At 60.7% G+C, this 18,551-nt stretch carries 14 protein-coding genes; 5 read left to right on the plus strand and 9 right to left on the minus strand.

Features of this window, described 5'->3' with window-relative positions; genetic code table 11:
- Positions 1 to 49: 49 nt before the first annotated feature.
- Positions 50 to 304, minus strand: a complete 255-nt coding sequence (locus IPM54_15080) for a hypothetical protein (protein ID MBK9261117.1) — start codon at positions 302 to 304, stop codon at positions 50 to 52.
- 65 nt (positions 305 to 369) lie between these two features.
- Between IPM54_15080 and IPM54_15085 the strand changes: the two genes are divergently transcribed.
- Entirely contained in the window at positions 370 to 1,143 is a 774-nt protein-coding gene (locus tag IPM54_15085; GenBank protein MBK9261118.1) for a thymidine kinase, read from the plus strand.
- Here IPM54_15085 and IPM54_15090 read toward each other — a convergent pair whose 3' ends face one another.
- Together IPM54_15090 and IPM54_15095 are read right to left on the minus strand one after the other, a co-directional pair.
- Positions 1,144 to 2,421: a penicillin-binding protein gene (locus IPM54_15090; GenBank protein MBK9261119.1), complete on the minus strand. Its 1,278-nt coding sequence runs from the start codon at positions 2,419 to 2,421 to the stop codon at positions 1,144 to 1,146.
- A 78-nt stretch (positions 2,422 to 2,499) separates the two neighbouring features.
- Positions 2,500 to 4,260: a hypothetical protein gene (locus tag IPM54_15095; GenBank protein ID MBK9261120.1), complete on the minus strand. Its 1,761-nt coding sequence runs from the start codon at positions 4,258 to 4,260 to the stop codon at positions 2,500 to 2,502.
- A gap of 142 nt (positions 4,261 to 4,402) precedes the next feature.
- Here IPM54_15095 and IPM54_15100 point away from each other — a divergent pair, with 142 nt between their 5' ends.
- Both IPM54_15100 and IPM54_15105 read left to right on the plus strand, forming a co-directional pair.
- Complete coding sequence (locus tag IPM54_15100; protein MBK9261121.1) at positions 4,403 to 5,491, plus strand: PhoH family protein; 1,089 nt, start codon at positions 4,403 to 4,405, stop codon at positions 5,489 to 5,491.
- Complete coding sequence (locus IPM54_15105; GenBank protein MBK9261122.1) at positions 5,488 to 7,416, plus strand: GAF domain-containing protein; 1,929 nt, start codon at positions 5,488 to 5,490, stop codon at positions 7,414 to 7,416. The genes IPM54_15100 and IPM54_15105 overlap by 4 nt, the downstream gene beginning before the upstream one ends.
- Before the next feature lie 26 nt (positions 7,417 to 7,442).
- Here IPM54_15105 and IPM54_15110 read toward each other — a convergent pair whose 3' ends face one another.
- Complete coding sequence (locus IPM54_15110) at positions 7,443 to 8,027, minus strand: hypothetical protein (GenBank protein MBK9261123.1); 585 nt, start codon at positions 8,025 to 8,027, stop codon at positions 7,443 to 7,445.
- A 98-nt stretch (positions 8,028 to 8,125) separates the two neighbouring features.
- Positions 8,126 to 8,884, minus strand: a complete 759-nt coding sequence (locus IPM54_15115; protein ID MBK9261124.1) for a Bax inhibitor-1/YccA family protein — start codon at positions 8,882 to 8,884, stop codon at positions 8,126 to 8,128.
- A gap of 271 nt (positions 8,885 to 9,155) precedes the next feature.
- Between IPM54_15115 and IPM54_15120 the strand changes: the two genes are divergently transcribed.
- On the plus strand, positions 9,156 to 10,304 hold the full coding sequence (locus tag IPM54_15120; GenBank protein MBK9261125.1) for a PQQ-dependent sugar dehydrogenase: 1,149 nt from the start codon (positions 9,156 to 9,158) through the stop codon (positions 10,302 to 10,304).
- A gap of 491 nt (positions 10,305 to 10,795) precedes the next feature.
- Positions 10,796 to 11,425 carry a hypothetical protein gene (locus IPM54_15125; GenBank protein MBK9261126.1) on the plus strand — a complete coding sequence of 210 codons (630 nt, stop codon included), beginning with the start codon at positions 10,796 to 10,798 and terminating at the stop codon, positions 11,423 to 11,425.
- A 567-nt stretch (positions 11,426 to 11,992) separates the two neighbouring features.
- On the opposite strand, the gene IPM54_15130 is transcribed toward IPM54_15125, so the two are convergent.
- From IPM54_15130 to IPM54_15145, 4 genes are all read right to left on the minus strand, one after another.
- Positions 11,993 to 13,417, minus strand: coding sequence for an exo-alpha-sialidase (locus IPM54_15130; GenBank protein ID MBK9261127.1), 1,425 nt, complete (start codon positions 13,415 to 13,417; stop codon positions 11,993 to 11,995).
- A 31-nt stretch (positions 13,418 to 13,448) separates the two neighbouring features.
- A complete protein-coding gene (locus IPM54_15135) occupies positions 13,449 to 14,321 on the minus strand; it encodes an SUMF1/EgtB/PvdO family nonheme iron enzyme (GenBank protein ID MBK9261128.1) in 873 nt (290 codons plus the stop codon).
- A gap of 316 nt (positions 14,322 to 14,637) precedes the next feature.
- Positions 14,638 to 16,695: a choice-of-anchor L domain-containing protein gene (locus IPM54_15140; protein MBK9261129.1), complete on the minus strand. Its 2,058-nt coding sequence runs from the start codon at positions 16,693 to 16,695 to the stop codon at positions 14,638 to 14,640.
- Positions 16,696 to 16,803: 108 nt separating this feature from the next.
- On the minus strand, positions 16,804 to 18,417 hold the full coding sequence (locus IPM54_15145) for a choice-of-anchor L domain-containing protein (protein ID MBK9261130.1): 1,614 nt from the start codon (positions 18,415 to 18,417) through the stop codon (positions 16,804 to 16,806).
- Positions 18,418 to 18,551: the final 134 nt, after the last annotated feature.

The raw sequence follows: 18,551 nt of genomic DNA on the forward strand, positions 1-18,551 counted from the left end.
TGGCAGACGGTTGATTTCTCAGCCGATGGCCGAAAATCGTGATTTGAGGTCAGCTTCCGCTGAGCGCTCCGTCGAACGCCAGATCGCGGCTGCGAACTTCGAGGCGATATCGAGAATTGACGGTCTCGATATAGAAAATATCGCGCCCTGCGAGTCGAAGAACTCGCTTGACTGGTGTGGTCACGTATTCGTGCATGCCGTCGGAAAACTCGATCACGACGACAGACCCTTTACGAGGTGCACGTACCAGCCTGCCGATGACGGCGCGGGTGCCACGGCCAAGCTTGCGGAGCACGACTTGCACGACGGCCATCCTAGCATGTCCGTTTGGACCGGGCACAAGTTGCACAATGCAAAAGCCGCTTTTTGATGCGTCCGTCACGGACGACGCACGGCTCGGTCCGTTCGAACGCACGATGCACGCACGTTGACGTGTACGACGTGCACACGCGCTTTTTGCATGCGTCTCGCGTGACGCGCCGAGCGGGCAGATCCAACGCGCTGCGCAGTCGCTGCACATTCTGCTTGCCTCGCGCGTCCGTCCGCGGTCTGTCTCGCGACGTGCGCGGTCTACCTGCTCGCCCGGTCGGCTCGGTCGAAGTCATCACCGGTTCGATGTTCAGCGGAAAAACGGAAGAGCTCATTCGACGCATCAAGCGCGCCATCCTCGCGCGTCAACGCGTCCAAGCGTTCAAACCTCGCATCGACAATCGTTACGACGCGCAACGCATCGTCAGCCACGAGGCCGTCAGCGTCGAAGCGGTGGCGGTCAACTCGAGTGCGAGCATCGAAGAACGCGTGCTCGACGACACGGAAGTCATCGCCATCGACGAAGCTCAGTTCTTCGACAAAGGCATCGTCGAAGTCTGCGACAGACTCGCTTCACGCGGCTTTCGCGTCATCGCCGCAGGCCTCGATCAAGACTACTTGGGACGGCCCTTTCCCCCCATGCCCGACCTCATGGCCATCGCCGAAGAGGTCACGAAGGTTCACGCCGTGTGCGCCGTGTGCGGCCACGCTGCGAGCCGTTCGCAACGCCTCATCGCCGAATCGACGACGGTGCTCGTGGGTGGATCGGAGTCGTACGAAGCGCGCTGCCGCGCTTGTTTCGAGGCGCGTGACGTCCCACGCACCGTGTACTGATTAGCGGCGTGCCCTGGGGCTGTTATCGAACGGGCTTCGCACGCCCTTTGCGCCTTTGTCGGCAAAGTAGACGCGAAGCATGTCGGCGGCGACGTTCGTCGCTTTCACTCGCCACTTGGCCCCATTGGCCACGAGCACGGAGAGAGCAATCTCGGGTTTGTCGCTGGGGGCAAACCCTACCCACCACGTGTAAAATGGCCCTTCTGTCGTGGGTTTCGTGAGCGTTCCGGTCTTGCCGGCAATGTGAATGTCGGGCAAGTACGCGCGCCCCGCTCGATCGTGAAACGACTTGTAGCTCGTGCCCGAATTCACGGTCTCGTTCATCATCGTCGTGATCGCACTGGCCGTCGCTTCGCTCATCACACGCTTGATCGGCATGCGCACGGTGGGGCCATGGTAAATCTCGCCCTCGCTGTCCTTGACGCTCGTCACGACGTGCAAACGGATCATTTCGCCACCGTTGGCGATCGTCGTCGCCAAGTTGGCGCCTTGGAACGGTGACAACGTGGTGTTCCAAAAACCTGCCGCAGTTCGAGCGAACCCAAGGTCATCCTCGGGAAGCGTGATCGAGCTCTGAGCTACTTTGACGTCAAACGGAATGTCTTCGCCCCACCCGAGCTTGTTCGCGGTATCCGTGAGCTGCGTTCGGTCGAGATTTCTGGCCGCGAGACGCGCAAAGACCGTGTTCAAGCTGCGCCCCATGGCTTGGGCGAGCGTTGCGCACCACTTGTCGCGGCGCTTGTTGTCGAGCAGGTCCTTGGCGCTGATCGAGTGTTCGCCGCCCGAATAACACTGCTTGGTGGTGGGCCCGAGACCCGCTTGCTCCACCAAAGCCGTCGCCGTGACGATCTTGAAAACACTCGCCGACGGAGCCGTCGCTTCGGCTGCAACGTCGTGCAGCGCACCCTGATCCACGTAGCTCGCCCACACGAGCACGCGACCGGTCTTGATGTCGGTCATCACGACCGCTCCTTCGGGCACGCGACCTTGCCTCAGAAACGCCAAGGCTGCGCGCTGATACTTCGGATTGACCGTCAATTCGGCATGACGGCCAACATGAGCTGGCGCGATGGCAACGCTGCCACGATCGTCGATTCGTGTAAGGTCGATATCCGTGAGTGGTGGCGGGGTGACCTCACGAGTGATCGCGGGTCCGCCGCTATGTTCCACTTTGGGTTTGGCGAGCAGGTTCGCCAGAGGCGTGTCCTGCTTGCGCAACATGGGGAGGGTGACAGCGACGAGCCCAACAGCGGCTCCGATGGCAATCCATTGGCGCATGAGTAATCCGGCCTTAACGCGACGGGTCGGGGTGGGCCAAATTTTGGTGGGCACGAAGTTTCGAGGACGGGCCCGCTTTCAAAACGAAAGGCCCAAACGCATCCCCAGCTCGTGGTGCCACGTCGATGCCCGCGCGGGACTTGCCGGATCCGCAACGAGATTGCTCGGAACCATCGCCAAGTTGTCCCCCACGTCACTGCCAACCGTGTGATACGCAAGGTAGTTCACACTCGCTCGAACGAACTGTGAATGCCAGTACGTCGCACCCACGCCAATTTCGTGGATCGAAATGGTCTTTGGAGGGCCGCCCGGGGCACCTGGTGTTTTGACGTCATACGATCCGTCACGAGCCGCGCCATCATAACCAGCTTCGACACCCCCGAAGATTGCCGATAGCTCGACGCCGCGCCGACCCAGGTTGGGCGTTTTCGTCAAATCCAGCCGCGGTGGCCGAGAAAAACCTGGGTCCGGCGTGACAAACGCATCGCCCCATGGCCAAGCGGAAACTTGCAGGTAATACCCCACGCCCTCGACGCTCCCGAACCGCTCGGTATTTTGTAACTGAAACCCATCCACGGCCTCGCGCGTCCCGTTGCTCACCCAATACGCTTCGGCTCGCACATCGAAAAGCTTCACGGGTATACGCAGCTCTCCACCAATACGCGTTTGCCCACCCGCTGGGAGCACGCGGACCAGCCGATCCATCGAATCCAGATATCGCGGGCTCCACAACGTCCAGCCAAAGGCCGTCGTGATGCCGGGGTAATCGTACGCGACATATTTTGGATCGCGAGATCCACGATGGAAACTCAACCCAATCTGTACTTTGTCGAGTGTCGAGGTTTTGCCGCTTCGAGCCCATGGTCGAGCAAAAATGCGACCGATGAAATCCGGATATGCGTCCACTTGAGGACGATTGGGACCATCGCCAAGAAAAACTCCAAACTCGTAACCTACCGTGTGGACGTCGTTGATGTCGCCCCAGAGCATCAAGCCCATTTCTTTGGCGTTCGGCACGACGAACGATCGGATGGCCATGTTTCGCTCGAGCCACGTGGTGCCAAGCTGCGCCGTTCGGTTTTCCAATGAAAACGGCGCCTGATGCTGCCCAATCATCACGTGAAGCTGCCGCAAAAAGGTGTAGTCGATGTACGCGTTCGCCAGCGCTGCAAAGGCCCCCGGAGCTTGAAAACCAGCAAAACGATCCGATGTCGCCGCCGGCGTTTGATTGGCCGGCGAAGGCTGTCCTCCCATCGGATTGGTGAGCGGCTGCTGCGTACCAAAGTCCAAACCGATGGATCCAAACCAACGCCGAGACAAATCGGCCGCGACTTCGATACGCGCACGACGCAAGGCCAAACGCGGCGACAACAGAACGCCTCCAGCATCCGCGGCGAGCTCGTCCTTTCCGCTGCCAAAAAACGAATGAAAATCGACGTGCACGTTTCCGCGAAGATGAAAACGAATTTCATCCGATGAATCGCGAAGAAAAACGCCTCCACGATAACCCGCTAGGTCCATTTTGGACGCCTGCCGCGACGGCAAATCCACTTCGAGCGGAAACGGCTTCGGCAAAGGCGGCGGAGCGGTAACGGCGGGCGGCGTTTTTCCCGCGGGCGGTAGCGGCGGTAGGACCAGACGAACCGGCGCCGCGGGCGCTTGCTGTTTTGGCGGCGGCTCTGCTTGCGCCCTCGTCACGAGCGGCACGAGGCTCAGGGCCGCAAAACATACCGTCGCAACGATGCTTCGAGCCGTGGTGCCACGACGAACACCGTTAACATCCTTCCGCTTCGCAGGATTGTTGTGCACCATTCGGATCAATGAAGACGCGAGCCACATCGACGCTCGCACGGGGGACGAGCATGGTCAAGCCATGCGCGCGGCCTTTGGCTTGCATTCACGAGGCTCGTGCAAAATGCTGCCCCGACACGTGCACTCGACATCGAAACGCTCGCTCGGGGCTCGAGCAACCAATCAACCCATGACAAGCACGCCCATTCGAATCACTGCCGACGTCGAAGTCCTCGACAACGCTACACTCGTCGCGCTCGTCGGTCCGAACAGCGAACACCTCAAACTCGTCGCTCGCACGCTGGGGATCGATTCGAGCCTTCGCGGCAACGTCATTCGTCTCGTGGGAGCAGCGGATGCCGTGGCCCTTGCCGAAAGGTTTCTCGCAGAGGCCGCCGAACTTTCGACGGGCGGCGTAGCGCTCGAGGCGCAGGACTTCGTGCGCGCCGTGCAAGCGCTCAAAGAAGACCCCGCCGTTTCTCTTCGCGAGCTCTTCGAAGACGTCGTGCTCGTTTCGACGAGACGCAAACCGATCACGGCAAAAACGATTGCGCAACGAAGATACATTCAAGCCATTCGCACGCACGACCTCACGTTCGGCATCGGCCCCGCAGGTACGGGAAAAACCTACTTGGCCATGGCGATGGCCGTGTTTGCCCTGATCGAACGCCGGGTAAAACGCATCATCTTGGCAAGGCCCGCCGTCGAAGCAGGTGAACGGCTCGGGTTTTTGCCGGGAGACCTGGCGGAAAAGGTCAATCCGTACTTGCGCCCGCTCTATGATGCGCTGCACGACATGATGGATGCCGATCGAGTGAGCGGGCTGGTTTCGCGCGGCCAAATCGAAGTGGCACCTCTCGCATTCATGCGCGGCCGAACGCTCAACGATTGTTTCGTCATCCTCGATGAAGCGCAAAACGCCACGAGTGATCAGATGCGTATGTTCCTCACGCGTCTCGGTTATTCATCGCGCGCAGTCGTCACGGGTGACGTGACGCAAGTCGATTTGCCACACGGCGCGCGTAGTGGTTTGGCCGAGGCGCGTGACTTGCTCGCGGGTATCGATGGCATCGCAATGTGTCACTTCACCGAAGTCGACGTCGTGCGCCATCCGCTCGTGCAACGCATCATCGTCGCATACGAAAAGCGCGACGCCGAGGTCGCGCAGAAACGCAAAGAGGAAAAGGAACGACGCACGGGCGCGACGTTATCGGCAGCGGCCGAGACAAACCCGGGTGAACAATCCGCCGGTGGTGATGAAAAGGAAGAAGCATCATGAGCTTTTCGGCGATCGTCACGATGAACCACATCGAAGAACGTCTTCGTTCGGACGAACGTCTTTCGAGCAAAATCATCGTGCGGCCGCATCCGCTGCTCGTCACGGTGCGCAGCGAACGCCTTTTTGCAATCGTGGCCCCCGGCATCGTATGGGACGCGTGTCGCGACATCCTTCGCCCGTTCGCGGGCAAACTCGCCGATGGTGAAGCAACGCTCGTGCTCGTGGGTACTCCTTCGGGCAATGACATCGCCAGCGCATTGAACAAAGGGCTCGGCGCCATCATCTGCGACGAACCTTCGTGCGATACGCTCTACGTGGCCATCCACAACGCGTGCGAGCTGCTCGATGCGAGGTCACGCGCCGAAGCACGCGGCAAATGGCTGAACCGTTATCGTTACGAGCTCGGCGAGCTCATCGAGATCGCCAAAGCAATCACGACCGAACGAGAGATCGACAAACTCCTCAGCCTCATCTTGTCGAAGAGTCGATTCATCACGGGCGCGGATGCGGGCAGTCTTTATGTCGTCGAAGGGGACGATCCGGATCCTTTGCGCCGCACGCTGCACTTCAAGCTGTCGCAAAACGATTCCGTTCCGTTCGACTCGCGCGAGTTTGCGTTGCCCGTGAGTCCGCGATCGATGTCGGGCTACGTCGCGCTCCACAAGCGCCTGCTCAACATCGCCGACGTCTATGACTTGCCGCCGGGTTCACCGTACGGATTCGATCGTTCGTTCGACGCGAAGATTGGATATCGCACCAAATCGATGTTGTGCATGCCGCTGTGCAGCCGCAAAGGCGAAGTGATCGGCGTGATTCAACTCATCAACAAGAAGCGCTCGCACGATCGGAAATTGCTGAGCGCGGAAGACGTCGAAGAACAAGTCATTACGTTCGACACGCGCAGCGAAGAGCTGCTCGAAACGCTCGCTTCTCAAGCCGGCATCGCGCTCGAAAACGCCGTTCTCTACACGGAAATTCAGCACATGCTGGAAGGGTTTGTCAAGGCCAGCGTCGAAGCAATCGAGCAGCGGGACCCGACGACGAGCGGGCATTCACGACGTGTATCGCATTTGACCGTGGGCCTGGCCAAAGCGCTGGAGCGAGCCGATGGGCCGTACCGCGGCGTGACGTGGACGAAAGACGACTTGCGCGAGCTCGAATATGCGTCGCTTTTGCACGATTTTGGAAAGATTGGCGTGCGCGAACAAGTGCTCGTCAAAGCAAAGAAGTTATACCCGTACGAGCTCGAATTGATACGGCATCGTATCGAAATTGCTTGGCGCTCATACGAAGTAGAAATCCTCGAACGCAAGTTGCGACTGGTTCAACGGGGTGCGCGAGCGGAAGAAATTGCACGCCTCGACGAGGAGCTCGGGCGGCGCAAAAAGGAGCTCGATGGGGCGTATCACGCGATATGTTCCGCGAACGAACCCACGGTGCTTTCGGGCGGCGATTTCGCGCGAATCGAAGCCATCGCGCGCGAAACGTTCACGGATTCGGATGGTTGCGTATCGCCGCTTCTGCGTCCCGAGGAAGTCGCGTGTTTGTCGGTCGCGCGCGGGTCGCTCACGCCGAGTGAAATCGATGAAATCCGCGGGCACGTGGTGCACACGTTTCAATTCTTGTCGCAGATTCCGTGGGGCAAACAATTCCGCCGCGTGGCGCTCATCGCGAGCGCGCATCACGAGCGCTTGAACGGCACGGGTTATCCCAACCGCCTGCGTGCCGAAGAGATACCTCTGCAATCCAAGATGATGAGCATCAGCGACATCTTCGATGCGCTGACGGCGAGCGACAGGCCGTACAAGAAAGCGGTGCCCATCGACCGCGCGCTCGACATTTTGGGTTACGAAGTGAAAGACGGACACGTCGACGCGGACTTGTTACGCGTGTTCATCGAAGCGAAAGTGTGGACGGCAATCTGAGAGCGGGACGAGGCTCAGGCCCGGATTCATTGCTTCTTCCGAAGCACGATATCTGCTTCGCGCACGACCGTGACGTCGCCGCTCGTGACGCGAATGCGCGCTTCGATTCGATCGTCTTTGCGCGCGCCGGAAACGATGCCGAACATCGCCTGTTTGTCCAGGGGATCGGCCGGGAAAAACTGCACGCGCAAGTCGTCTCCTTCGACTTTGCCTCGTAGCTGCGCCTTGCCGAGCGCACCATCCGTCGTGCCTTCGACCTCGAGGTCTTTGTTTATGGTGATCGAGACCTTGCCGGGCCCAATCGCCTGCTTCCCGTCGTCTTTTCTGCGCACCTTGTCTTGCACGCGCGGAGGCATCTCCACAGCGCCTTTTTTCGCGTCGTAGCTTCCTTCCCACGTTCCGACGAGCACGTTGTCCGGTGCATTCTCCGCCGCCGCAGACGCGCTTGGAGCGGCCGATGCCGCGGTTTTTCCCGAAGAACCCGCTGGCTCGGGCGTGGGTTTCGGCTGCGCAGAAGCAGCTTCTTTGGCTTTTTCACCACTGGGTTTGTCGCAGCCGAATACGCTCAGGGCAAACAGGCACGCGAAACTGGCAAGGGGTCGATTGAACATCGCCATTCTTCTCCCCCTCTCCTTCATAAGGAGAGGGGGCTGGGGGGTGAGGCCATTTCCCCCTCTCCACACAGTGGAGAGGGGGCTAGGGGGTGAGGCTAATCCCTTCGCGAGGAAAGGATGCGGAGCAGGGCGAGGAAGATGTTCAGGAAATTCAGGTATAGGCTGATGGCGCCACCCACGGCATCTTCTTCGTCGCTATGGAGCAAACGCGACGTGTCGTACAGCACGAATGCGCCGAAAAGCAGGACCGCAACGCTCGAGATGGCCAGGCTGAAAACGGAGCTGGCGAAGAAGAGATTGAGCAGAGATGCGCCGATGATGACGAAGAGGCCCATCGTGAGGCCGCCGCCGAGAAACGAAAAGTCTTTGCGGGTCGTGAGGGCATAACCGGTCAGGCCCGCGAATCCGACGGTGGACAGGATGAACGCGTCGCGCACGGGCGATGCGGACAGGGTGTTTCCGATGCTGGATGCGAGCGTTGCATAGAAGAGCGTCGGAGCGATGACGACGCCGATGACCGTGGCCATGCCGAATAAGGCGAGCACGTTCAGGCCCTTGACGTGGCGCACCATGGAAGCGCCGAAAACGACGCCCAACATGACGAGCATGCCGATGATGTAGTGCTGGCCAAAAAAGGCGACGAGCGGTGGAACGACGACGGTTTTGGCGCCGACACGCAGGACCGCTGCTGAAGACGAAAGGCCTGCGTTGAGAGCGACGAGGGCGCCGATGGCCGAAAAAACGATGCTTGCCGTGAACAGGCTGTAGACACGTTTGAGAAACGATGTGCGGGATCCGGCTCGCGAGATACTTGCCGCTCCCCACGCTCGTTCCCGATGATCCCAAGAATTCATGTGCCTTCGTCTCCTCCCTCGGAATGACCGAGTCCGGGAGCAAGCGTAGTCATCATCCTCCGAGAGGCAATGTTTCAGACGTGCACGGCTCGCGAGCCCCGTCGACGTCGCATGGCGACACGTGTAACTTCGCTGTATGAATGCTTCGAACTTGAACCGATTTCGCTTGGGCTTCTATTTCTTGGTCACTTGCCTGGGAACGACGTTCGCGACGATGGGTTGTGGCGAGGGGCCGAATACCTCTTCGAGCAATTCGGGCGGGTCTGGCGGAATGGGTGGATCCGGTGGCGCGCCGCCGCAATGTACTGCGGGCACAACGGGAGAATTGCCGAATTTGAAGTTGACCGAAGTCGTCGCGGATGTGGACCGACCCGTCTACGTGACGGGAGCGCCGGGCGATACGAGTCGATTGTTTGTCGTCCTGAAAACGGGACGGATCATGATCGTGAAAGACGGCGCGATGCTCGGCGAACCGTTTCTCGATCTATCGGCGATCATCGAATCTGGAGCGAACGAACGGGGGCTTTTGGGTCTTGCGTTTCACCCCGACTACGATAAAAATGGCCGATTTTTCATCTACTTCACGCGCAAACCCGACGGGGCGCTCGTGGTGTCGGAATGTGCGCGCGACATGGCCTCGCCGGACAAGGCGCTTGGCGCATGTCTCAAGGATTTCCTGACGATCCCGCATATGAGGACCAACCACAACGGCGGGATGCTCGCGTTCGGGCCTGACGGTTATCTCTATGCGGGAACGGGGGATGGGGGCGGTGCGGGCGACCCTGATGAAAACGGGCAAAATACCGACTCGAAACTCGGGAAAATTCTGCGTATCGACGTCGACAAATATCCGACGCCACCTGCGGGCAATCTGACGGCGGGTGACCCGGACATTTGGGACTGGGGATTGCGCAATCCGTGGCGGTTTAGTTTCGACCGCTGCACGGGTGAGCTCTACATCGCCGACGTTGGTCAGTACCTTTGGGAAGAAATCAACGTCGAGCCCAAAGGAAAGGGCCTCGTGAACTATGGATGGAACACGATGGAGGGCAAGCATTGCTTCGACCCGGATACGAATTGTGATCAAACGGGGTTGACGTTGCCGGTGACCGAGTACGCGCATGACGACGTCGTGATGGACTGCTCGGTGACGGGTGGATACGTCTACCGCGGGACGAAGATTGCGGGCTTGGTGGGTACATACATCTATGCCGACTATTGTTCGAGGCGCGTGCGTACGCTCGCCTTTACGAACGGCGCGATAACCAAAGAAGCAGAGGTCACGCAAGACCTCGATGCGCTCACGCTGTCGGGTGGAATCACGTCGTTTGGTGAAGACACGTCCGGAGAGCTCTACTTGGTGATCGACAACAATCAGGGTGGGGGGCTCGGGAAGATTTATCGGATCGACGCGGAGTGATTCGAAGTCGGGGTTTGCCCGCGGCACGGGCGCGTTCGGAGCGCCTTCTCTCCTTATATAGAATGACGCCGTCCTGGCCCTGGTTGGCTGGGCCCTCGAGCCTTTGTCGTTAAAGGCGTTCGCAAAGGCGTTCGCCTTGCCAACCCATGTCGGCTGTCGTGGAGGGTTATCGCGAGGGGCGGCGGCGCGTCGGGCTCGGTGTACCGGACGCAATTGAAAACCTCGGGCGGGATCGATTACGGCGCGGAGCGGTCTGGTGGTCGGGACAATGAACGACTGAAACGGTTTTCGGCAGCGATTGGAGCAGGCAGTCGCTCAGGATAACGTCAGGCGCTTCCGGGTAGCTCTCCGTAGTAAACCCGTGTGCGTCGCTCGGGCCGACCAAAAAAAGATCAAAAAGAAGGACCGGGCAATTTATTCGCTTGACCTGTCCACAACCAACAGCATATTCGAAACCATCCGCCGAGCGGGATTCGGCGAGGGAGATATACATGGCAAACGATGCATTCGAGCAGCAGATTGTGGAACTCGTGCGAAAGATGCCCGACGCGGCCATTATCGCACTGGTCAAAGATCGCCTTGGCTCTGTGACTGGCGCAGCGGGAGCGGCAGCTCCGCTCGTTGCTGCAGCGGCTGCGACCAAGCGTCGCGGTCGTCCCCCGGCGCGCGCAGCGGCGCCTGCTCAGGCGGCGGCGCCTGCGGCTCCCCAAGCACCGGCAAAGCGTGGTGCAGCCCCGGCAAAGCGTAAGCCGGGCCGTCCGAAGAAGACCGCAGCCCTCTCGGCCGAGCGTCAAGATGTCCTCAATACGGTCGAGCGCATCGTCAAGTCTGGCAATGGCGTCAGCGCCAGCGACGTTGCCCGCCAAGCTGGTATTCCCCAAACGCGTGCCGCCGCGGCGCTCAAGGAATTGAAGCTCGCGAAGCGCATTTTCCAGGGCGGCGATCGTCGTTTCGCCCGTTATGCCGGCGACGCGAAGACGGCCGAGCAAGCCAGCGTCAATGCGCGCAAGACCGCAAGCGGCCCGTCGGCTGCACAAGCTGCCGCGCCGGCTGCAAAGAAAGCAGCTCCGCGCAAGCGTGCCGCCAAGGCCCCCGCTGCACAAGCCCCCGCGGCGAAGTAATTCCGATTCGCCCGGAAAAACGTCACGAGCGGTCCCCACAAACGGGCCGCTCGTTGCGTTTCGAAGGGCATGAATGAAACCGGGCCTGGAATTGGGCACTCGCTTCGCGAAGTTTTATTTGCGATGGGAGGCAGGCGGCCCTCCCTGTGTTTTTCCGGTTCACGAAGAAAAACACAAGCCAACTGCTCTGCCCCCCATACCCCCGGAAGGACAAACCGAAGCCTGGTCATCAATCCGAGCCGGGGTATGTAGCACAGGTTCATCAAGCCAAACTCGTGCGTGTTCGCCAAACCCGAAGCGCACCGGACAAACCTTCGTCGAGCCGCTCGAATACGGAATCGCGACGGCAAACGCAGACCCAAATGCAACGACGCATCCGTTCGCGCAAATGCTATGACCGCAGCAGTTTGGAAGGATGTACCTCGCGCAGAACGTTCGTCCGCACGAACCACTTCGACGTCGCGCGACGCATGTGGTTCTTCGGGACGCACTGCACAAGCGTGATCATACGGAGGTCAATCGGCGTTGCTCGGCAACTTCGCGAGTTTGTCTTGGCCAGAGCGAACGTTACGGCGGGTTCCACGTCGCGCCATCGTCGTCGGATACGATGGTGTAAAATCCTCGCCGCGACGTCCCTGTGACATCCGCCGATAACAAGAGCAGCGTTCGCTTTCCCATCGTCACGAGCGCACTGAAACGAACTCGATTTCGTTCACCCGTGCCTTCACCAATGACGCGTGCTCGCTCGTAAAGCTTGCCGCCATCGGTCGATTGCGCGTAGTAAACTCCCCACTTCTCTCCCGCCTGCGCACTCATCACCGCCGCAGCTCCCGTCGCCGTCGGTCGCGCCACGATGTCGCGCTGATGCTTTTCGAGCCACGGTTTGAAAACGGGCCGCGTCGGCGTCGTACACACGCCTTCGAGCGTGCATAAAAGCAAGTTGATGTTGTCACCATCCGGCGCTTCGACGATGAGCTTGTCGTCGGTGCATCCAATACGCACATCAGGCGACGCCGCCGCCGGCATGGGCGCGAGCGAGTATCCATCCGCTTTGACCACGAGCAGATAGTTTTTCCCAGGATTCTGCTTGGTCGGCGGCTGCGTGATTCTGTAAAGCTCGAGCTTGTGCGTTTGACATGCCGGAGGCAAAGTCAACTCGCGAACGAGCGTCGGCGTGGGCTTCAAGTCCTTGATGTAATCGGCATCCTTGGCAGTTGCGATGGGTTTGTCCGGAACAGGCCACGGGCGCGTGAGCACCTCGCGACCTTTGACCGACAATAACCTCGCCGGTCGTCCCACGGGCGTCGGGACAAACGTCTCCAGTTTCGGAAGCTCCACTTCGGCCGGAGCATCGACGCCAGGCGGCGCCACATATCGCGCGACGAACTTCCTCGGCGACGGCTCGACGATGAGCGACGCACTTTCCTTACCCAGCAATGCAAGGCGCGGATGCACGAGCGGCTGCTTTGGATCGATTTTTTTCGGCAGCGGCGGCTGCTCGACATTCGTCGCAGTGCCAAAAGAAAGCGCGTCGAACGTCGCAAAGAAAAATTGAAACGGCGGCAAAGTCGGAGGCGTTTTGCCCGCCGCTGGCTGACTTTCGGCGAGCGTTTCTTTCGGTCCCAGCGCAAGCCCAAACGTGCCTTCTTCGTGACTGAATGCCCACGATGCCCACGTTTCCCGTTCCGTCCGAAACGAGCGCCATGTCTTGCCCGCATCGACCGTGAAGAGCGCAATGGCTTCGCCACCAGATACTCCACCCGCCAAGATGGCGCGGTTTTCATCGAGCACATAAACGTGTTCGATTTGCATGGACGGCGGCGCGAGCTTGCCATCGAGACCTTTGGCAAGACCAAGTCCCGTGGTGAGTTGATCGAGCGACGCTGCGCCACGCGGCGGAGGTGGCGGAATGGGTGGCTGCTCCTCTTTTTTCTTTTTGCAGCCAGCACCGAGAGCAAACACGAGAAGCAAGAAAAACGGGCTGCGAGTCATGCGAATCATACGCCCCCGAAACAATGGCATTTCACTCGACACGATCCGGATCGGCGCAGCAGCGAAAGCCTGTCGAGTAGTCATGGTAGGTAAAACCATGCGCGGTCGTAGCGTAGGAACAGCCATCCCCGTTACGCCACGTATCCATGTAGTAACCGCCGCGAAACGTTCCGCTCGGGTCATCGATCCACTCGTGCAGGTTACCCACCATGTCGAAAACACCATAGTCGTTGGTGCATTCGGCACGCGCACCTGTTTCGAGCAGTGAATCGGGGAGCTGGTTGATGAGCGGCTGGTTCATCCCGTCGTACCACAAGCGGTCTTCACCAATGCCGAGGAGCATGCCGACTTCGACGACCGGATGTCGGCTTCGAGCGTCATCGCTGCACACGCGCGCTTTGCGTTCGTCGCCATAAGGAAACTGCGTGCGACGCGAACCTCGACACGCGCTTTCCCATTCATCGGCAGAGCACAATCGTTTGCCCGACGCAGCGCACGCTCGGGCCGCCTGCTCGCCGCTGACGTACCCTTGCGGAATCACGCCGGGCCGCGATACCGCTCGCACGCGCGATTCCATTCCGTCCACCGGATGATAAGGCGACCACGGTCGTTCATTGCCATTCGAGATACGCTCGACGATCGATCCTTCCCAGCGATCGACGCATACGCGGCCATCGACGAGCGCCATCTCGACGGGGCAACGTGATGTGCTCGCGAGAATTTCGCTATCGACGTGAGCCATGGGAGATCGCCACGCGGCCACGTCGCTCCGCGTATCGACGGTAATGATGCGAGCTTTGGCGGCCCTCGACGTGGAGGACGGCTTTACGAGCGCGAGTGGGGACGATGGAATGCCACTCGTCACGAGCGCGTTGGATGCGATGGAGTCGACGTGCCGCGGCATGGCTCCTCGGGTGCATCCTGCGCCCGACGACAGCACCGAAACGATCAGCAGAGCATGTGCGACGAGCGCCGCAATCTGCGGCGTGGGACGTCGTGGACGAGGGTCATCCGTGTCGCCACGCTTCGATGGATCCAGTAGCAGAGGTCCTGGGCCAGGTTCCGTCGTCACCACGTGACAAGGAAGATGCCCAGCCTTTCGCCCGAGCGCAATGGCAAAAGTGCACGAAGATGGGTGTTGGATGCTGCACGTGCGTGGCCGCCCGCAACATCATTTGCACACAAACGATTCGTGCGGGAGCCTTGCCGTAACGTGAGGCTTATTCGTGCAGGCCTTGGAGCGCGTCGACGTTCCAGACCCAGTTGTCGAGCAGGACGAGGGAGTTGATCGTGCCATCCTCGACGTCGAAGAGAATCAGCTCGAGCTGGATGATTTCACCGGGTACGGTCGGCACGTCGTTGAAGAGCCACTTGGTGGCGCCGCCTTGATTGCCGATCTGCAAGCCGGTCCCAGCTAGGTCCGTGACGCCAGCGGGGCACGTGTTGCAGCCCTTGGGTGCGCACACGTCGAAGAAGCCGTTGTTGACGCTGATGGGGTTGCCTTGCTCGTCGACCGCGACGTTCTTGTCGCCGGGCAATGGCTTCTGCATCGGGTCGTTTGGATCGGGCACCCAGGTGCTCGAGTAGAGACCGATGAAGAAGTCGTTGAACTGCGCGCATTGGAAGTCCCAGTATTCGGACGAGTAAAACCTGAACGCGTACGTGAACGACTTCGCGTTGGTGGGCGTGCGGATCTTGAGGCGAAGGTTGACAGGATCTTTGATGGTCGTGCTGTTTGCTTGGCACGTGCCGGCACAGCCCTGCGAGTTGGGCAGCTTGTTGCCGTTGGCGAGCAAATACGACGTCGGCGCGAACGACGACGTTCCGATGTTCGTGCTCGTGCCGGCATAACCAACGTCGTCTTGATCGCGCATCACGCCGGTGGACATGCCCGCGAGCGTTGCGCCTTTGAGCGGCACGACGTTGATGCCGAAACCCGACATGATGGCGGTCTGTTTGTCCTGGATGCTGGCGAGCTGCGCGGTGGTGGGTTTGTCGCCGTTGGAGAGCAGTTGCTCGGCGGAAATGACGCCCCAGCGTTTTTCGGAAAGCGGCGGATTCTCGGTCGTGAACTGACAGAGCTCCATCGCTTTGGCCATGTCGATGCCAGTGACGCCGGTGAACTTCGTTGCCCCGCTGCAAAGATCGGGCGAGTTGTCGAGCGTTGCGGGATTGCAGTCGTTGTCGACGCCGTCGTTCGTCACTTCGAACGCACCGGGGTTGATTTCTTTCGGGCTCGTACAACCAGGCCCGAAGCCATCGCAGCAGTCTCCGCCGCACGAGCTCCACCCGTCGCCGTCGTTGTCGGTGTTGTCGTCGACGACGCCGTTGCAGTCTTCATCGATGCTGTTGTTGCACTTTTCGTATTGCGGCAAGACCTGACCGACGCACGCGCCCCACCCGGTGCCGTCGGCTTTGCACGTCTGCGTTCCCGCCTTGCACGCGCCGATGCCCTGCGTGCCCGGAGCACCTTGATAACAAGGCTGCTTCTGCCCAGGCACGCACGCGCATGGTCCGTCTTGCAAAACGTTCCATTCGCAGCCGTCCTGTGGATCGTTGTTGCAGTCGGAAAACCCGGACTTGCACGTGCCGAGCGCGCAGATGCCGTTGACACAAAGGGGACTGCCGTTGGGCGGAAACGAACATGCGTTCTGGCAGAAGCCGCAGTTGTTTTCGTCGGTGGCGAAGTCGTAGCAGCTTCCGCTGCAGCAACTGAAGCCCGCTTGGCAAGGCTGCAGGCCCGAGCAACCAGGAATGCAGGTGTTCGACAGGCAGATCGAACCTGCGTTGCAATCGGTGTCGGCCAAGCAGCCCACGCACTTGTTGGTGAGCTCGTCGCATGTCTGGCCAGCGACGCAGTCATAGGTGCTCGTGCAGCCAACTTCGCAGACGTGCGAGATCGTGTTGCAGTAGGTGCCTTGGGTGCAGTCGTCTGTCGGTGGGACCAGGGGCAAACACTCGACGCAGAGCCCGGTTTGGACGTCGCACACGGTGCCTGCGGGGTCCATCGCGCAATCGGCGTCCTTCTTGCAGCCCGTAGGACCGCCCCCGCCGCCCATTCCCGCTTCGCCCGCCATGCCGCCGGCGCCTGCCATGCCGCCGGCACCTGCAGTGCCGCCGGCGCCGGCAGAGCCACTCGAGCTCGATGATGAGGCTCCCGTGGGATTGGGCTGCGTTTGCTGGGCGCATGCTGCAAACGACGCGCTGACCGCGAGGGCCGAAACCACCAGGATCGAGCGTGCGACGCGCATGCTCGAGAGTTTCGTCAGTGTCACCATCGAAAATGCCTCACAAGAAATAATTACGAAGGCGGACGAATTGCCCGCGCGGTGCAAGTGGTAAGTGATCGAAGCGCGGCGATGACGAGCATCACCGCGCTTCGCGCCTCACTTGTGAACGCCTGCCTCGGTAGGTTGCAGGCCCCATCGGAAGTAGTCGAGCAGCACGATCGAGTCGACGTTGTGATCGCCAGCGTCGAAGATGATGAACTCGATTTCGATCGTTTCACCAGGAACGACGTTGGCTTCGTTGGTCAGCCACACCGTGCCGCCGCCATCTTTGAGATCGCCGTTCCAACCGCCCATGCCGGTGCCCACGAGCTCGAGTGTACCGGACGAACACGCGGTGGGAGGTGCGCCGAGATAGGGGAAGCACACGTCGTAGAAAGCGTTGTTGACGCTGATGGGATTCTTGAAGGTGTCGAAGGCGATGTTGCGATCCGCAGGGAGCGGTTGGTTCTTGGGATCCATGGGATCGCCGTTGGGATCGGGCACCCAACCGGTCAGCAGCCGTGCGATGAAGAAGTCGTTGAACTGCTGGCACGTGTACTCGGGGTATTCGGCCGAGTAGCTCTTCAGGCGATACGAGAACGATCTGGCGTTCGTGGGAACGCGGATGCGCATCTTGAAGTTGACGGAATCGAACGCGGTCGTGCAGTTTGGCCCGGAACACTCGGGACACGCGGCCGGTGACGGGAGTTTGCCGCCGTTGGCTGCGAGGTAATCGGCCGGGATGGGAACGGCCGTGCCTGCGTCGTAGTTGCCTTTTTGCACGGCGGAGTTCGGGCCATTTTGGGGGTAGACGTGACCCGGATCGGTCTCGTCACGCGCGGTGCCCGTGGACAAAGCGGCGATCGTGGTGCCTTTGATGGGTTTGACGTAGGGGCCGTATTCCGCGAGCACGCCGACTTGCAGATCTTTCGGAACCATCGCGTTGGTGCCGTCGGCGAGCAGCAAGGAGCTCGAGATGACGCCCCACTTCTTTTGCGGCAGCGGTGGGTTTTCCGAGGTGAACTTACAGAGATCGATGGCCTTGACGAGCTCGATGGTGCTCGTGGGAGTGGCCAGCGGTGGATCGGTGCAATCCGTTGGAGGCATGTTGTCGAGCGTCGCTGGGTCGCAGTCGTCGTCGATGACGTTGCCGAGGTATTCGAATGCGCCGGGGTTGACGCTTCCTGGCGTGCCGCATTTGAAGCAGTTGTCGCAGCAGTCACCTTCGGCTGGCGTCCAACCGTCGCAGTCCATGTCGTCGGGTTTGTCCGGGATGCATGTTTCGAGGCAGCCGCCTTTCGGGTCGCAGACCTTGCACGCCATGGCGCTCATGCCGCCACCAGCACCGCCCATCCCTCCGCCACCTGTGCCACCCACGCCACCCGCGCCGCCCATGGCGCCACCTGTGCCGCCGGCGCCTCCCATGCCGCCGCCCGTGCCGCCAGCGCCGGCGATGCCGCCGGTACCGCCCATGCCGCCGCCGCCCGTGCCGCCAGCGCCGGCGATGCCGCCGGTACCGCCCATGCCGCCGCCGCCCGTGCCACCAGCGCCGGCGATGCCGCCGGTGCCACCCGCACCAGCCGTTCCACCGGTGCCTGCCTCGCCACCCGTGCCGGCCGAGCCTCCCGTGCCGGTGGTGGTGCCGGTGGTCGTATCTTCACAGCCGCTCACCACACCGAGCGCACCAACGAGCACAACGAGGGATCCGGAAAGGAGAAGCGTGCGATCCATCAGAAAACCTCCGCGGACAAACTTTACGGGTACCGACCGGCCAAACGCACGACGAGCGTTCTACGCGTAGATCCGGCGCGGCGAGTCACTGGACGCGAACCGCTACTGGAGCGGGTCAAAGAAGCAAAGTGCAT

This window comes from Polyangiaceae bacterium (assembly GCA_016715885.1).
In the GTDB taxonomy this organism is placed as follows: Bacteria; Myxococcota_A; Polyangia; order Polyangiales; family Polyangiaceae; genus Polyangium.

Excerpts from the sequence above, each read along its gene's own strand:
- IPM54_15085 (MBK9261118.1), top strand. The coding sequence starts at position 370 with ATGCGTCCGTCACGGACGACGCACGGCTCGGTCCGTTCGAACGCACGA.
- IPM54_15090 (MBK9261119.1), bottom strand. The coding sequence starts at position 2,421 with ATGCGCCAATGGATTGCCATCGGAGCCGCTGTTGGGCTCGTCGCTGTC.
- IPM54_15095 (MBK9261120.1), bottom strand. The coding sequence starts at position 4,260 with ATGTGGCTCGCGTCTTCATTGATCCGAATGGTGCACAACAATCCTGCG.
- IPM54_15100 (MBK9261121.1), top strand. The coding sequence starts at position 4,403 with ATGACAAGCACGCCCATTCGAATCACTGCCGACGTCGAAGTCCTCGAC.
- IPM54_15105 (MBK9261122.1), top strand. The coding sequence starts at position 5,488 with ATGAGCTTTTCGGCGATCGTCACGATGAACCACATCGAAGAACGTCTT.
- IPM54_15110 (MBK9261123.1), bottom strand. The coding sequence starts at position 8,027 with ATGTTCAATCGACCCCTTGCCAGTTTCGCGTGCCTGTTTGCCCTGAGC.
- IPM54_15115 (MBK9261124.1), bottom strand. The coding sequence starts at position 8,884 with ATGAATTCTTGGGATCATCGGGAACGAGCGTGGGGAGCGGCAAGTATC.
- IPM54_15120 (MBK9261125.1), top strand. The coding sequence starts at position 9,156 with ATGGGTGGATCCGGTGGCGCGCCGCCGCAATGTACTGCGGGCACAACG.
- IPM54_15125 (MBK9261126.1), top strand. The coding sequence starts at position 10,796 with ATGGCAAACGATGCATTCGAGCAGCAGATTGTGGAACTCGTGCGAAAG.
- IPM54_15130 (MBK9261127.1), bottom strand. The coding sequence starts at position 13,417 with ATGACTCGCAGCCCGTTTTTCTTGCTTCTCGTGTTTGCTCTCGGTGCT.
- IPM54_15135 (MBK9261128.1), bottom strand. The coding sequence starts at position 14,321 with ATGCCGCGGCACGTCGACTCCATCGCATCCAACGCGCTCGTGACGAGT.
- IPM54_15140 (MBK9261129.1), bottom strand. The coding sequence starts at position 16,695 with ATGGTGACACTGACGAAACTCTCGAGCATGCGCGTCGCACGCTCGATC.
- IPM54_15145 (MBK9261130.1), bottom strand. The coding sequence starts at position 18,417 with ATGGATCGCACGCTTCTCCTTTCCGGATCCCTCGTTGTGCTCGTTGGT.